Here is a 13,635-nt window from a genome sequence, read left to right on the forward strand (position 1 = left end):
TTAGCGCCACCCTTCCAAAGAATGTAAACGTAACAAGTCGCTCAATCGTTGACGCAAAAGATTTCTTGGCACAATCTGATCTACAAAACCATGTTCTAAAAGAAACTCGGCCTTTTGAAAATCATCTGGCAACTCTTGACGAATCGTTTGTTCAATTACACGGCGGCCAGCAAAACCGATTAAACTCTGAGGCTCTGCCAAAATAATATCGCCATCCATCGCAAAACTTGCGGTAACACCGCCAGTCGTTGGATCAGTCAATACCGTAAGATACAGCAAGCCTGCTTTGTTATGCCGTTGCAAAGCGGCCGAAATTTTCGCCATTTGCATCAATGAAAAAATTCCTTCTTGCATACGGGCACCACCAGATGCAGTGAAAATCACTACTGGTAAATGCTTTTCTGTCGCCCGCTCAAACAAGCGTGTGATTTTTTCACCAACAATCGTTCCCATACTGCCCATGATAAAATTAGCATCCATGATTCCAATTGCAACAGCTTGTCCTTCAATTGTTGCTTCTCCCGTTAAGACAGCTTCATCTAGTCCAGTTTTTTCTTGCATTTTTTCAATTTTTTCAAGATAACCAGGAAAATTTAGTGGATCTTTTGTCACTAATTCACTGTCCCAATTGTGGAAACTCTTTTCATCAACGGTTATCGCTAATCGTTCCCATGCACCAATCCGAAAACTATAGCCACAATGCGGACAGATTTTTTCTGCACCCATTTCTTTTGTATACAGTGTTCGCTTACAAGAAGGGCATTTTGCCCACATATTATCTGGAACAGAAGGCTTCTTTGATGCATCATTTGCATCAGCACGATTTGGATTAATGCGAATGTAATTTTTCTTTTTAAATAATGCCATTTGCTTACTCCTCGTATTTTAGCGGCAAGAGCACAGCTCTTGCGGCGTTCTTTCTTTAATGATTGCTTTCTGGCTCCCAATTTGGTAGAAATGTTTCTTGTAAAAAGCTTGTGTCATAGTCACCTGTCAAAACATTGTCATGTGTAATTAAATCCAATTGGAATTCGGCATTCGTAATAATACCTTCTGTTACAATTTCATTTAAAGCCCTTTGCATTTTCATCAAGGCATCAAAACGATTTTCACCATGTACGATGACTTTTGCAATCATTGAATCATAATAAGGCGGAATTGAATACCCTGAATACATAGCGCTGTCTACACGCAAGCCCATTCCACCACTAGGCAACAAGAGATTTTGAATTTTACCTGGTGAAGGAGCAAAATTAAAGGCAGGATTTTCAGCGTTAATTCGGCACTCAATCGCATGCCCAGTCATGGTAACATCCTCTTGGGTATAGCCTAAAGGTTCACCTGAAGCAATTTCTAATTGTGCTTTGACTAAATCAATCCCTGTTACCATTTCCGTAACTGGATGTTCGACTTGGATGCGGGTATTCATTTCCATGAAATAAAAGTCGCCAGCTGGATCCATCAAAAATTCAATGGTTCCGGCATTTTCATAATGCACAGCTTGTGCCGCTCGAACGGCCGTTTCGCCTAACATCTGACGCTTTTCTTCAGAAATAGCAATCGATGGTGATTCTTCTAACACTTTTTGATTATTTCTTTGTAGTGAGCAATCACGTTCCCCTAAGTGAATCACATGCCCATATTGATCACCTAAAATTTGCACTTCGATATGACGTGCTGGATAAATAATTTTTTCTAAATACATATCATCATTACCAAATGCGGCTTTGGCTTCTTGCTGCGCTGAAGTAAAGTGTTTCGGTAACTCTTCTTTTGAAAGAACTTTTCGGATTCCTTTTCCGCCACCACCAGCAGCTGCCTTTAACATCACTGGGTAACCAATTTCTTCAGCAATCGTCAACGCTTCTTCGACAGAATCAATGACGCCATCACTCCCAGGAATAACAGGTACCTTGGCTTTCTGCATCAGTTGACGTGCATTTATTTTATTGCCCATTGCATCAATCGTTTCTGCTTTAGGACCGATAAAAGTAATGTTACATTCTTCGCACATTGAAGCAAATTGACTATTTTCAGATAAGAAACCAAACCCTGGATGAATCGCTTCAGCATTGGTAACAATTGCTGCACTTAAAACAGCTTGAACATTTAAATAAGAATCAGTTGCTTTCGCCGGTCCAATACAAATGGCTTCATCTGCTAACTGTGTGTGTAACGCTTCTTGATCCGCTTCAGAGTAAACAGCAACTGTTTGAACGCCTAATTCGCGACAGGCACGAATAATACGAACAGCGATTTCTCCGCGGTTTGCGATTAATACTTTCGAAAACATTTTTCACCTATCCAATCATAAAGGTTAATTCAGCCTCGGCAACTTTTTTTCCATTAACTTTTGCCACACCTTTACCCATTCCAGCAGAAGCGCGGACTTTTAAAAGTTCAACCTCTAAAATTAATGTGTCGCCTGGTGTTACCTTTTGTCTAAATTTTGCTTTATCTAATCCACCAAAGTATGCCGTTTTCCCTTTGAATTCAGGCATTGAAAGTAATGCCACGGCGCCTGCTTGAGCCAACGATTCAATAATTAAAACTCCTGGCAAAACAGGATTCCCAGGAAAATGACCTTGAAAAACTTGCTCATTAACCGTTACATTCTTTTTCGCTACAACACGTTCCCCAGGAATAACTTCTTCAACACTATCTAATAGTAAAAAGGGATAGCGATGTGGTAAAATTTCTTGAATTTCTGTAATTGTTAATTTCATGTTTTATTCTCCTTTAGCAACTCGGAATAGCGGCTGACCAAATTCAACCACATCTTCATTGTTGACTAATACTTCAGTAATCACACCGTCAACTGTCGCCGTAATTTCATTCATTAATTTCATCGCTTCAACGATACACACAACGTCACCCGTTTTAACAGTATCTCCTACTTTGACAAAGTTTTCTTTATCTGGTGCTGGTTGTAAATAAACGATTCCTACAATGGGTGACGTAATTTCTTCTGTCTTTTCATTGGCTGTTGGTGTATTGGTTGGCGTTTCTTCAACGACAGAAACTGTTTCAACAGGCACTGACACACCACTAGCGGCTACTGGTGTTTCTTGTGGTTGCGCCACTGGTTCTACGGCACTTCGTCCAGAAACTGTATTTTTATTCATATATAATTCAAACGAGCCTTCTCGTAAATCAAATTCGGTTAAAGTTGATTGATCAAATTGTGTTAATAATGCTTTTACTTCTTCTAACTGCATGTTAATCCTCCCAGCGTTTTAAGCAAATAACTGCATTGTGGCCACCAAAGCCTAGCGAGTTACTTAAAGCATAATCAAATTTATGCTCTTTGCTTTCGTTTAAAACAACGTTCACCGTAATTGCTTCATCTTGATTTTCCACATTAATGGTTGGCGGAATAAATTGATGTTGTAAAGCATTTAGGGTAGCAATTCCTTCAATTCCACCAGCGGCGCCTAAGAGATGTCCCGTCATACTCTTCGTACTACTTACATACGCCGTTTTTGCGGCATCACCTAAAGCCAATTCAATTGCTTTAGATTCTGCACTGTCATTGGCTTGTGTGCTTGTTCCATGGGCGTTAATATAGCCAATTTTTTCTGGAGAAATCCCCGCTTCTTCCATTGCTAGTACCATGGCTTTCGCTGCGCCGCTCCCATCTGGTGTTGGTGATGTCATATGATAGGCATCGCAATTAGCACCATAGCCAACCACTTCACCTAAAATAGTTGCGCCTCGTTCTAGAGCATGATCTAATGATTCTAAAATAAAGACACCCGCTCCTTCTCCCATCACAAATCCACTACGTTCTTTATCAAAGGGAATTGAGGCTTTTTCTGGGTCAGTCGCCTTTGTTAAAGCGGTCAAGGAAGCAAATCCTGAAATACCGATTTCTGTAATTGGCGCTTCTGCTCCACCGGCAATAATGACATCGGAGTAGCCATGTTTGATATTGCGGAACGCTTCCCCAATTGAATGAGTTGCACTAGCACAAGCCGTCACTGTTGAAGTACAAATTCCTTTGGCACCAACACGTAAAGCAATATTTCCCGCCACCATGTTTCCAATCGCCATTGGAATAAATAACGGTGCCACACGTTCAGGTCCTTTGTCGTGCATCCGAATTACTTGATTTTGAATTGTTTCCAAACCACCAATCCCGGAACCCACCATAACGCCAAACCGATCCACATCTAGTTGACTGGTATCCAAGCCACTCATAGCCATTGCTTCTAAGGCCGCATAAATGCCAAATAACGAAAACTTATCCATGCGTTTTCCATCTTTTTTAACAAAATATTTTTCCATTGGAAAGTCTTTCACTTCAGCTGCTAAGGTGACACCTGTTTCACTAACATCAAATTTACTAATCGGTCCGATACCATTTTTCCCTGTTTTCAAACTTTCTAAAAAAGTCTCAGGTTCATTGCCAATCGGCGAGGTGACACCGTAACCGGTAATTACTACTCGATTCATCCTTTTGACTCCTTTCGTTTATCCGTGCATGACTAAGCCGCCATCAACATTCACGACTTGCCCAGTAATATAGGGACTTTTAGCTAAGAATATCGCTGTAGCTGCGACATCTTCGACTTGCCCAAACGTTTGTAAGGGAATTTGCGCATTCATTTGTGTTTTAACTTTTTCCGATAAAACATCCGTCATTTCTGTTTGGATAAACCCTGGTGCAATCGCATTGCAGGTAATACCGCGCGGCGCAACTTCTCGTGCCACCGATTTAGTAAAACCAACGACACCCGCTTTACTCGCAGCGTAGTTTGCTTGACCAACATTTCCCATTAAACCAGAAACGCTAGCCATATTAATAATCCGACCACTTCGTTGTTTCATCATACGTTTAACCGCTTGTTGGGTCATGTTAAAAGTTCCTACCAAGTTAATATCTAAACAGGCATTAAAATCCTCTTTTGTCATTCGTAATAATAATTTATCATTCGTAATCCCAGCGTTATTCACCAGAATATCAATCGAGCCTAATTGGTCAACGGTTGCTTGAATCATCTCACCTGCTGCATCAAAATCGGAAATATCTCCAGAAAGGCCAATACATTTTACCCCAAAGGCTTCAATTTCTTGTCGTTGTTCTGGCGTAATCTCACTCCGACCGTTTAAAACAATATTGGCGCCCTCTTTCGCAAAAGCCAACGCAACTGCTTTGCCAATCCCACGAGTGCTTCCAGTAATAAATACGTTTTTCCCTGTTAATTCCATTTTTTACCTCCCAGTAAGTGCTGTTAACGTTTCTGTTAATGTTGCAACATCTTCTACACGGTGCATTTCAATTGTTTTGTCAATTTTTTTAACAAAACCAGTTAATGTTTTCCCTGGACCAACTTCAATCATCGTTCCCACGTTCATAGCCTTCATCGTTTCGATACTGTCTTCAAAACGTACCGCAGACATGACTTGCTTTTCCAATAACGCTTGAATTGCCTCTTGGGGCATAATTTCGGCAGTCGTATTACTAATGACAGGAATTTGCATCGTTTGAAAGTTCAATTTTGCTAAATCCTGAGCCAATTTTTTTGATGCTGGTTGTAACAGCGCCGTATGGAAAGGGCCACTCACATTTAACGGAATCATTCGTTTCACACCAGCTTCTTTGAGAAGTGTCATCGCTTGATCAACAGCAGCAACCTCACCACCAATCACGATTTGTTGTGGTGTATTATAATTTGCTGGAGCCACAATTCCGAAAGCACTGGCTTCTTGGCAGGCTTTCTCAATTACTTCACGCTCAGCATTCATAACAGCAACCATTTTGCCAGTTCCTTGTGGTGCTGCTTCTGTCATGTACTGACCGCGCTTTTGGACCAAGGCCACTGCTTCTGAAAAGCGCAAAGCCCCGCTGGCAACCAAAGCACTGTATTCCCCTAAGCTTAAACCCGCTACGACATCAGGCGTTAGTCCTTTTTGTTGCAAAAGACGGTAAAATGCGACACTGACTGTTAAAATAGCAGGTTGCGTATATTCTGTTTCATTTAAACGTTCATTTTCAGTAAAACAAAGTTCTGCCATCTCATAACCTAAGATATGACTTGCTTCATCGAAAGTTTCCCGAACAATCGCTTCTTGGTGATATAATTCTTCACCCATCCCTTGATACTGGGCTCCTTGTCCACTAAATAAAATCGCTGTTTTCATACGACACCTCATTTTTTGTTAAAATTATTCACTTAGCCCCAACGCTGATTCATCTTATGTACAATCGCTTTGCATTCAGACATGAGTGAATCAATGATTTCTTGGGCTGTTTCTTCTTTTTTTATTAACCCGGCAATTTGTCCCGCCATGACGGAACCGTAATCCATATCCCCGTCAACGACAGCTTTGCGCAAAGCGCCTTGACCAATCTTTTCAAACATTTCTAAATCAGGTACTTCTTTTTGAAGTTCTTGCTTTTCTAATTGATTATATTGAGCAGTTAATTTATTTTTTAAAGTACGCACTGGATGGCCAAAATGTTGACAGGTAATTACTGCATCTAAATCACGTGCCTTTAAAACTTTCTGTTTATAATCTGGATGAACGTTGCATTCTTTGGCAATTAAAAAACGTGTGCCTAACTGGACTGCTTCAGCACCTAACATAAAGGCCGCAGCCATACCACGACCATCACCAATCCCACCTGCTGCAATCACAGGAATTGACACAGCGTCAACGATTTGCGGTAAGCCACTCATAGTGGTTAACTTGCCAATATGTCCACCAGCTTCCATTCCTTCAAAAATGACAGCATCGGCACCAATTTTTTCCATTCTTTTTGCTAAAGCAACAGAAGGAACTACTGGGATTACTTTAATGTTATGTTCTTTAAAACGAGCCATGTATTTGGCTGGATTGCCTGCACCTGTCGTTACGACAGGAACCTGTTCTTCACAAACCAAATCGACAATTTCATCGGCAAAAGGTGAAAGTAACATGATATTGACACCAAAGGGTTGCTCCGTTAATTCTTTAACTTTTTTAATTTCTTTTTTTACGACTTCTTTTGGGGCATTGCCGCCAGCAATAATCCCTAATCCACCAGCGTTTGACACGGCACTTGCTAATGAAGCATCGGCTACCCAAGCCATACCGCCTTGAAAAATGGGATAATTGATTCCAAGCAACTCACATAACTGTTGATTCATTGATTTTATACGTCCTTTAGTTCTAAGATAAGTACACTTCATTCAAGTAAAAAAGGATTTTTCCAGCTTATTTACTTGTTTTTTTAGGGACTGGGTCATTTAGCAATTAAATGTCCCAGCCCCCTATTTTCATGTATTAGTTTGCTTGTTGTTTTTCTACATATGTTACTAAATCTTGAACGGTTTGGATGCCATCTTCTGTTTCGATTTTCACATCAAATTCATCTTCGATTTCGTTAATGATTTGGAATAAATCTAAGCTATCCGCGTCTAATTCTTCTTGAATGTTTGTAGTTAATTGTACCTCTTCAGCATCTTTTCCTAATTCTTCTACGATAATTGCTTGAATTTTTTCAAATACCATGTGTATATTCCTCCAAAATAGTCATTTTCTTCATTTATATGTGAACAGTTTTTTACAGCGTTAGGAGCAGTGAGCCCCATGTTAAGCCGCCGCCAAATCCTGTTAGCACCACGCGTTGTTGGGAACCTAAAATTAAGGTCCCATTTTCAACTGCTTCATCCAACAAGATGGGAATGCTAGCAGCTGAGGTATTGCCATATTTATCCATATTCGTTAAAAACTTCTCGCGGGAAATCTTCGTCTTACGTGCAATTTTATCGATAATGCGCACATTTGCTTGATGTAGTAGAAGATAATCCACGGTTTCGTCCGTCACGAGGGATAAAATATTTTGTGAAACATCTTTAATCGCAAAATCAAAAATACTACGTCCTTCCATCTGTAGCGTCTTACTAGCCTGCTCATGCCCCTGATAAAAAGGACTTTCGTTGATCGTGTAGCCTGACGTTAAAGCCGCCCAGCGTTGCCCGTCTGCTTGTAATTTTTCATTTAGAAAATGCGGTGTCTCAGCCGCTTCAATCAAGACGCCGGCAGCCCCATCACCGAAAAGCACCGCTGTGGAGCGATCGGTCCAATCCAACATTTTGGAAAATGTTTCGCCACCAATTACTAGACCTGTTTGATAACGACCACTTAAGACTAGTTTTTCTGCCATGCTTAAAGCATAGACAAAACCAGAACACGCTGCACTGATGTCAAAAGCAAAGGCCTCAGTGGCGCCAATTGCGCCTTGCACTTGGCAAGCAACAGAAGGCATATTGAAATCTGGTGTCACTGTTGCAACTAAAATAAAGTCAATCTCACTTGCTTGCTTTCCAGATTTTTCCAATAACTGTTTTGCGACTTGATGACATAAATCAGACGTATTTTCTTGCGTAACGATGCGACGTTCACTAATGCCTGTTCGCGAATGTATCCATTCATCAGAGGTATCCATCATTTCACTCAGTTGGTGATTCGTGACACAATTCTCTGGAACATAACGGCTTGTACAACTAATTCGTGCATAATTCTTCATGGGGATCCTCACTTTTTATTTGTATTCTTGCAAGAAATCATGAAGATTTTTTAGTGCTCTTAACAGCGCTTGTTCTTCTTCTTGCTCCATGCCTTTCAAAATGTTTTTAACCATTTCACGATGAAAATGCTGATGGACTCTAAAAAGTAATTTTCCTTTTTTAGTTAAGCCAAGCTTTACTACACGTCGATCATCTTCACTACGCAAACGTTCAACATAGCCTTTTTTAACTAAGTTGTTAATCGCTACAGTAAGTGTTCCGACGGTAATTGACAGTTCCTTGGCTACTTCTGAAGACGTTTTTTTCTTGTACATACCAATTGCTTCGATTGTGTGCATCTCCGTAATGGATAAATCATTAAATTGTGATTTTTTCAATTCAGATTCTTCAATCGTTAAGATGTCATTAAAGACACTGACTAAGTAATCGTTGACTGTTTCTAAATTAGGTTCCATTCTGTGCACCATCCATATACTTTGATTATCAAAACATTTGATGTTCAAACTATATCGTAAATAAGCAAAGAATGCAAGAGAATTTTCTATATTTTTAATGAAATATTCTTCAAATATTTCAAAAAAGGCGCATTTTCAAGGGACGAGGCTTTTAAAAAAAGGATCAATTACTTTGATACCCAAACTATTTTCACAGAAAAAGGAAAGAAGTGCAACTAAAAAGCATCACTGGCACTCCCCTGATTGAGAAGTGCCAGTGATTTTTGTTATATAATTCTTAAACTCCCACTAAGCTATTGCTACAACTTGACTGGATAATACGAGAAGAGAGTGAACCAGAAGCTTTGGTGCTTCTACTCCACTCCCTTATTAAAATGTAGGACGATTAATTATTGAATTAAGTCGTAAATTTCCATTGCTACAATATCGATGTTATCGAATTGATAGCTTTGGTGCGTATCAGATTCTGTTAATTCAAATGTTTCTGTTGATTTATCAAAACTTACAATACATTTCTCTACGCCTTCACGTTCAAAGCGGCGTACTTGTACTTCATTATCTGCTGCTTCGATCATTGCTTCCAGTCTCTTAATAATCGCCACAAGTTGTGAATGTTTCATCAGTGGGCCTCCTTTTGCAAACTAGTTCTGTACCATTGTAACAAAACATTGCCTAACTTGCATGATTTTTCGTCATTTTTTTTGATTTTTTTGTTGTTCTTTAATTTTTATTCGTTGGTTGCTTGCCATCTGTCCACCAAAGCTTAATTAAGGCCTGTGTGCCATCATTTTCAAACCCTTTATCTGCAAGGCTTTCATATAATTCTGTCGCTTTTTGCGTCGCTGGCAATGGAAGGTCAAGTTTTTTTGCTTCATCTAACGCAATCTTTAAATCTTTGATAAAATGTTTAACAAAAAAGCCTGGCGTATAATCTTCTTTTAAAATACGCGGACCATAATTACTTAATGACCAGTTTGCAGCACTACCACCACCGACTGTTTCCAGAACTTTTTCTAAAGTTAATCCTGTCGCATTTGCATAAACGAGCATTTCAGTCAAACCGGTCATTGTGCCTGCAATCATTAACTGATTCGCCATCTTAGTGTGTTGCCCTTTTCCAGCTGAGCCGTGTAGCATAAACGTTTTACCAAATGTTTTGAAAATTGGTAAGACGGTGTCATAACTTTCTTGATCGCCACCAACCATAATTGTTAAAGTACCATTTTTAGCACCTAAGTCACCACCAGAAACTGGCGCATCCAACGCATGAGCACCCACTTCTGCTGCTTTTTTGGCAATCTTTTCAGCCAAGGTCGGCGTACTTGTGGTTAAATCTACTACTATTTTACCTGTAAGATCTGCTTGAAAAATCCCTGTTTCATTAAAATACACGCCTTCAACATCTGAAGGAAAGCCAACCATTGTAAAAATGATATCACTTGCTTCCGCAATTGCTTTTGGCGTATCATACCAAACTGCTCCTTCAGCAACTAAATCATCTGTTTTACTTTTTGTTCGATTGTAAACATTGACAGATAAATTGTTTTTCATCATGTTACGAATAATTGATTTTCCCATGACACCCGTTCCAATAAAGCCGATTTTAGACATAGTAGCTTCCTCCGTTCTTAAAATAAAAAACTTTCCTCCTTCAGTATAAACGAAGGAGGAAAGTTTTGCAGTTTATTTTCTTAAAGATGTAAATTTTACTTTAATTTTTTTAATTGAGTCCGCATTTTCTTTTTCCATTTGAAGTTGATCAAAGTAAATCAATGTGTCTTGATAAAATTCAATCATTTTGTTGCCAAAGTTTGTAGAAGAAATTTCAAATAATTTTTCATCTAAAATAGTTTGGTCCATTTTAATATTTGCTTGTATATAGTCAATCAATGTTGAGGCAAAATCACTGTCTGTCTTAAAAGTTTTGCCTAAGCTTTCATGATCAAATAAATTATTTAAATAGGCGTTCCCTTCTGCAACACATTGAACGCCAGCAGCCATCGCTTCTGTATAAGTTAAGCCTTGTGTTTCTGACGTTGAGGCGCTGACAAAATAGTCAGCAGCTTTATAATAAATGGCGACTTCTTCATTTGGCACTTCACCCGTAAATTGAACGTATTCACTAACTTCTAGTTCTTCTGCTAATTCTTTTAAATCCTCTAGATAGGGACCATTTCCAACTATTACTAAACGAGTTTGTGGTAATTTTTCAATAATTTGTGGTAACCCTTGAATAATTGCTTGAATATTTTTTTCATAAGAAATTCGACTTAACGATAACAACATAATCTGTTGCTCTTCAATACCTAGTTGTTGACGCATTCCAGCGATCATTTCTTCAGTAATATCGGGACGTAAAAACTTATCAATTTCGATCCCTGTTGGAATAATTCTCATTGGTGCGGTCACTCCATAATCCCGTAATTTTTCAATTACACGTTCACTGGGACAAACAACACCTGTCGTATGATTTGTAAACACTCTTGAAAAGAATTTAACATGTGATGGACGGACAACTTTTCCTTTAGCAATATAATGTAAGTAATCTTCATACATTGTATGATACGTATGGATGACAGGGATTTTCATTTTTTTCCCAACCATTTTCCCTAAAATACCCGCACCAAATTCAGTATGTGTATGAATTAAATCTAATTCCAATTCTTTGGCAATTAAATAGGCATACCACATACCGCGAACCACTACTCGGCGATCTTTAAAAGACACGAATGGCACACTAGGCATTCGTATGACATCTTCTTCAAAATCAGTCGCGTTAGGATCGGTTGTCGTAAAAATATACACTTCATGGCCGTGCTTTTCTAATTCATCTTTTAAGGTCTTAATAGAAGTCGCTACCCCACTCACTTGCGGGAAATACGTATCAGTAAAAAAACCAATTTTCACTCTCATTACCTCCATTTCATCTAACAATAACTGCCTTCAATATTTGTTAAGATAAGACTGTCTCGTAGACTTCTTTTAACTCGTAACCAATTTGCTTGATACTTCTTTGCTCTGCTACTTGGTAGCCTGCTTCTCTAGTGCTAGGTATTTCCCCTTCTAATAAGCCTTCAATATATTTTTTAAATTCTTCAATAGAATGACCCATATAACAATTTTCATTAGCTACTAGCCAGCCTTGATAAACTGGAATATCACGCACTAAAACTTGTTGCTGACTAGCTAATGCTTCTAAGACAACAATTCCTTCCGTTTCTTCACGCGAAGGGAAAAAGAAGAGATTCGCTGCCGCATAGGCCCCTTCGATGACATCTCCTTTAATATAACCTGGGAAAATAACATTTTCTGGATGATCTTCTTTAACTAATTGTCGGATATTTTTTGGGATAGAATACATTGGTGTATCACCAAACCAAATAAATTGATACTCTGGTAACTGTCGCGCAACTTCAATAAAATCAGTGATTCCTTTGCGTTCAAAAAATAATCCCACACAAATAATTACTTTTTTCTCTTCATCTATTTTAAAATATTCTCGGAATTTTTGTTCCTTTTCTTCTGAAGGATAAAAGCGTGATAAATCAATACCATTTGAGATCGCCGAAATAGGCACTTTAATGCCATATCCTTCTAGCAATGTTTTAGAATACGGTGTTGGTGTAATTAAATGATCCGCTTTGGAATACAAACTGATAAGATATTTTTTTACTAATGGTGCCAGTTGATTAGACCCAATAAAGGAATTACGAAAATCTTCTTCTGTCGAATGGGCATGATAAATAACTTTTTTTCCTAGTTTACGTGCTTTTCTGACCATACGATGGCTATTTACGCCATATGTATTAATATGCAATATATCATAGTCACTGCAATCAGCATCTAATGTATATTCTATTCCAACTTCAGAGAGCGCTCGTTTCTGGTGATCTAATGCTCGACCAATACCTGATTTGGCTAAGATTTTCTCACCTTCAAAATATAACAATATTTTCAAACCCGCTCCTCCTTTTCTGCTTTACTAACTATAATAAACACATTATACCATAGCTAAAATTTGATGTATTCATTCTTCGGTAGGATCCTTTTAATCTTATAAATGTTTTTAAGGTCCCTTCTTCAAGCTTATCAAAAAATAGTGAATAAAACAAAAAAAGCAAAAACCAAGTTGGTTTTTGCTTTTGCTCAACTCCGGCAGTAGGACTCGAACCTACGACATCATGATTAACAGTCATGCGCTACTACCAACTGAGCTATGCCGGAATAATCGCGTGGCGACGTCCTACTCTCACAAAGGGAAACCCTTCACTACAATCGGCGCTAAGAAGCTTAACTTCTGTGTTCGGCATGGGAACAGGTGTATCCTTCTCGCTATCGCCACCACACTGGGTGTTGTTTCTTATTGAGTTGAATCTTCATTCACTCAAAACTGGATTGAAGTTTGAATCAAAATAACCAAGTTGCTTTTACTTATCCATTCTTTGGTTAAGTCCTCGACCGATTAGTATTGGTCCGCTCCAACTATCACTAGCCTTCCACTTCCAACCTATCTACCTGATCATCTCTCAGGGGTCTTACTTTCTTAAAGAAATGGGAAATCTCATCTTGAGGTGGGCTTCACACTTAGATGCTTTCAGCGTTTATCCCTTCCCTACATAGCTACCCAGCAATGCCCTTGGCAGAACAACTGGTACACCAGCGGT

Annotated in this window: 15 protein-coding genes, 1 tRNA gene and 2 rRNA genes (1 of these 18 only partly in view); all 18 read right to left on the reverse strand. The window is 38.9% G+C overall.

The features are described 5' to 3' along the window. A complete protein-coding gene (accD, locus tag IGL36_RS11160) occupies nt 1-867 on the reverse strand; it encodes an acetyl-CoA carboxylase, carboxyltransferase subunit beta (protein WP_002356293.1) in 867 nt (288 codons plus the stop codon). A gap of 55 nt (nt 868-922) precedes the next feature. Next, nucleotides 923-2,293 carry an acetyl-CoA carboxylase biotin carboxylase subunit gene (locus tag IGL36_RS11165; RefSeq protein ID WP_002367303.1) on the reverse strand — a complete coding sequence of 457 codons (1,371 nt, stop codon included), beginning with the start codon at nt 2,291-2,293 and terminating at the stop codon, nt 923-925. A gap of 7 nt (nt 2,294-2,300) precedes the next feature. Beyond that, the gene (gene fabZ, locus IGL36_RS11170; RefSeq protein WP_002356286.1) at nt 2,301-2,726 is read right to left on the reverse strand and encodes a 3-hydroxyacyl-ACP dehydratase FabZ; all 426 of its coding nucleotides are present in this window, start codon (nt 2,724-2,726) and stop codon (nt 2,301-2,303) included. Between the two features lie 3 nt (nt 2,727-2,729). Continuing rightward, nucleotides 2,730-3,218, reverse strand: a complete 489-nt coding sequence (gene accB / locus IGL36_RS11175; RefSeq protein WP_002397489.1) for an acetyl-CoA carboxylase biotin carboxyl carrier protein — start codon at nt 3,216-3,218, stop codon at nt 2,730-2,732. Nucleotide 3,219: 1 nt separating this feature from the next. Further along, complete coding sequence (fabF, locus tag IGL36_RS11180; RefSeq protein ID WP_002356284.1) at nt 3,220-4,455, reverse strand: beta-ketoacyl-ACP synthase II; 1,236 nt, start codon at nt 4,453-4,455, stop codon at nt 3,220-3,222. A gap of 18 nt (nt 4,456-4,473) precedes the next feature. Then, nucleotides 4,474-5,211 carry a 3-oxoacyl-[acyl-carrier-protein] reductase gene (fabG, locus tag IGL36_RS11185; RefSeq protein WP_002356283.1) on the reverse strand — a complete coding sequence of 246 codons (738 nt, stop codon included), beginning with the start codon at nt 5,209-5,211 and terminating at the stop codon, nt 4,474-4,476. 3 nt (nt 5,212-5,214) lie between these two features. After that, nucleotides 5,215-6,144 carry an ACP S-malonyltransferase gene (gene fabD / locus IGL36_RS11190; RefSeq protein ID WP_002356280.1) on the reverse strand — a complete coding sequence of 310 codons (930 nt, stop codon included), beginning with the start codon at nt 6,142-6,144 and terminating at the stop codon, nt 5,215-5,217. 32 nt (nt 6,145-6,176) lie between these two features. Beyond that, entirely contained in the window at nt 6,177-7,133 is a 957-nt protein-coding gene (fabK, locus tag IGL36_RS11195) for an enoyl-[acyl-carrier-protein] reductase FabK (RefSeq protein WP_002356279.1), read from the reverse strand. Nucleotides 7,134-7,269: 136 nt separating this feature from the next. Then, a complete protein-coding gene (locus tag IGL36_RS11200; protein ID WP_002356278.1) occupies nt 7,270-7,497 on the reverse strand; it encodes an acyl carrier protein in 228 nt (75 codons plus the stop codon). A gap of 52 nt (nt 7,498-7,549) precedes the next feature. Further along, a complete protein-coding gene (locus IGL36_RS11205; protein ID WP_002359378.1) occupies nt 7,550-8,515 on the reverse strand; it encodes a beta-ketoacyl-ACP synthase III in 966 nt (321 codons plus the stop codon). 15 nt (nt 8,516-8,530) lie between these two features. Further along, on the reverse strand, nt 8,531-8,971 hold the full coding sequence (gene fabT / locus IGL36_RS11210) for a fatty acid biosynthesis transcriptional regulator FabT (protein ID WP_002362455.1): 441 nt from the start codon (nt 8,969-8,971) through the stop codon (nt 8,531-8,533). Between the two features lie 389 nt (nt 8,972-9,360). Continuing rightward, nucleotides 9,361-9,591, reverse strand: coding sequence for a YkuJ family protein (locus tag IGL36_RS11215; RefSeq protein WP_002379802.1), 231 nt, complete (start codon nt 9,589-9,591; stop codon nt 9,361-9,363). Nucleotides 9,592-9,691: 100 nt separating this feature from the next. Next, on the reverse strand, nt 9,692-10,582 hold the full coding sequence (locus IGL36_RS11220) for an NAD(P)-dependent oxidoreductase (protein ID WP_002356274.1): 891 nt from the start codon (nt 10,580-10,582) through the stop codon (nt 9,692-9,694). Nucleotides 10,583-10,654: 72 nt separating this feature from the next. Further along, a complete protein-coding gene (gene bgsB / locus IGL36_RS11225; RefSeq protein ID WP_010707991.1) occupies nt 10,655-11,878 on the reverse strand; it encodes a cell wall glycolipid biosynthesis glucosyltransferase BgsB in 1,224 nt (407 codons plus the stop codon). 46 nt (nt 11,879-11,924) lie between these two features. Then, a complete protein-coding gene (bgsA, locus tag IGL36_RS11230) occupies nt 11,925-12,929 on the reverse strand; it encodes a cell wall glycolipid biosynthesis glucosyltransferase BgsA (RefSeq protein WP_002362375.1) in 1,005 nt (334 codons plus the stop codon). Between the two features lie 192 nt (nt 12,930-13,121). Continuing rightward, nucleotides 13,122-13,195: transfer RNA gene (locus tag IGL36_RS11235), tRNA-Asn, on the reverse strand. 6 nt (nt 13,196-13,201) lie between these two features. Further along, nucleotides 13,202-13,317, reverse strand: a 5S ribosomal RNA gene (gene rrf, locus IGL36_RS11240). Between the two features lie 96 nt (nt 13,318-13,413). Then, nucleotides 13,414-13,635: ribosomal RNA gene (locus IGL36_RS11245) — 23S ribosomal RNA — on the reverse strand; it runs 2,691 nt beyond the window's last position.

Source organism: Enterococcus sp. AZ011 (genome assembly GCF_050548355.1).
In the GTDB taxonomy this organism is placed as follows: domain Bacteria; phylum Bacillota; class Bacilli; order Lactobacillales; family Enterococcaceae; genus Enterococcus; species Enterococcus faecalis.

What these genes read in the sequence shown, in the direction of transcription:
- accD (WP_002356293.1), bottom strand. Translation starts at nt 867, where the DNA reads ATGGCATTATTTAAAAAGAAAAATTACATTCGCATTAATCCAAATCGT.
- IGL36_RS11165 (WP_002367303.1), bottom strand. Translation starts at nt 2,293, where the DNA reads ATGTTTTCGAAAGTATTAATCGCAAACCGCGGAGAAATCGCTGTTCGT.
- fabZ (WP_002356286.1), bottom strand. Translation starts at nt 2,726, where the DNA reads ATGAAATTAACAATTACAGAAATTCAAGAAATTTTACCACATCGCTAT.
- accB (WP_002397489.1), bottom strand. Translation starts at nt 3,218, where the DNA reads ATGCAGTTAGAAGAAGTAAAAGCATTATTAACACAATTTGATCAATCA.
- fabF (WP_002356284.1), bottom strand. Translation starts at nt 4,455, where the DNA reads ATGAATCGAGTAGTAATTACCGGTTACGGTGTCACCTCGCCGATTGGC.
- fabG (WP_002356283.1), bottom strand. Translation starts at nt 5,211, where the DNA reads ATGGAATTAACAGGGAAAAACGTATTTATTACTGGAAGCACTCGTGGG.
- fabD (WP_002356280.1), bottom strand. Translation starts at nt 6,144, where the DNA reads ATGAAAACAGCGATTTTATTTAGTGGACAAGGAGCCCAGTATCAAGGG.
- fabK (WP_002356279.1), bottom strand. Translation starts at nt 7,133, where the DNA reads ATGAATCAACAGTTATGTGAGTTGCTTGGAATCAATTATCCCATTTTT.
- IGL36_RS11200 (WP_002356278.1), bottom strand. Translation starts at nt 7,497, where the DNA reads ATGGTATTTGAAAAAATTCAAGCAATTATCGTAGAAGAATTAGGAAAA.
- IGL36_RS11205 (WP_002359378.1), bottom strand. Translation starts at nt 8,515, where the DNA reads ATGAAGAATTATGCACGAATTAGTTGTACAAGCCGTTATGTTCCAGAG.
- fabT (WP_002362455.1), bottom strand. Translation starts at nt 8,971, where the DNA reads ATGGAACCTAATTTAGAAACAGTCAACGATTACTTAGTCAGTGTCTTT.
- IGL36_RS11215 (WP_002379802.1), bottom strand. Translation starts at nt 9,591, where the DNA reads ATGAAACATTCACAACTTGTGGCGATTATTAAGAGACTGGAAGCAATG.
- IGL36_RS11220 (WP_002356274.1), bottom strand. Translation starts at nt 10,582, where the DNA reads ATGTCTAAAATCGGCTTTATTGGAACGGGTGTCATGGGAAAATCAATT.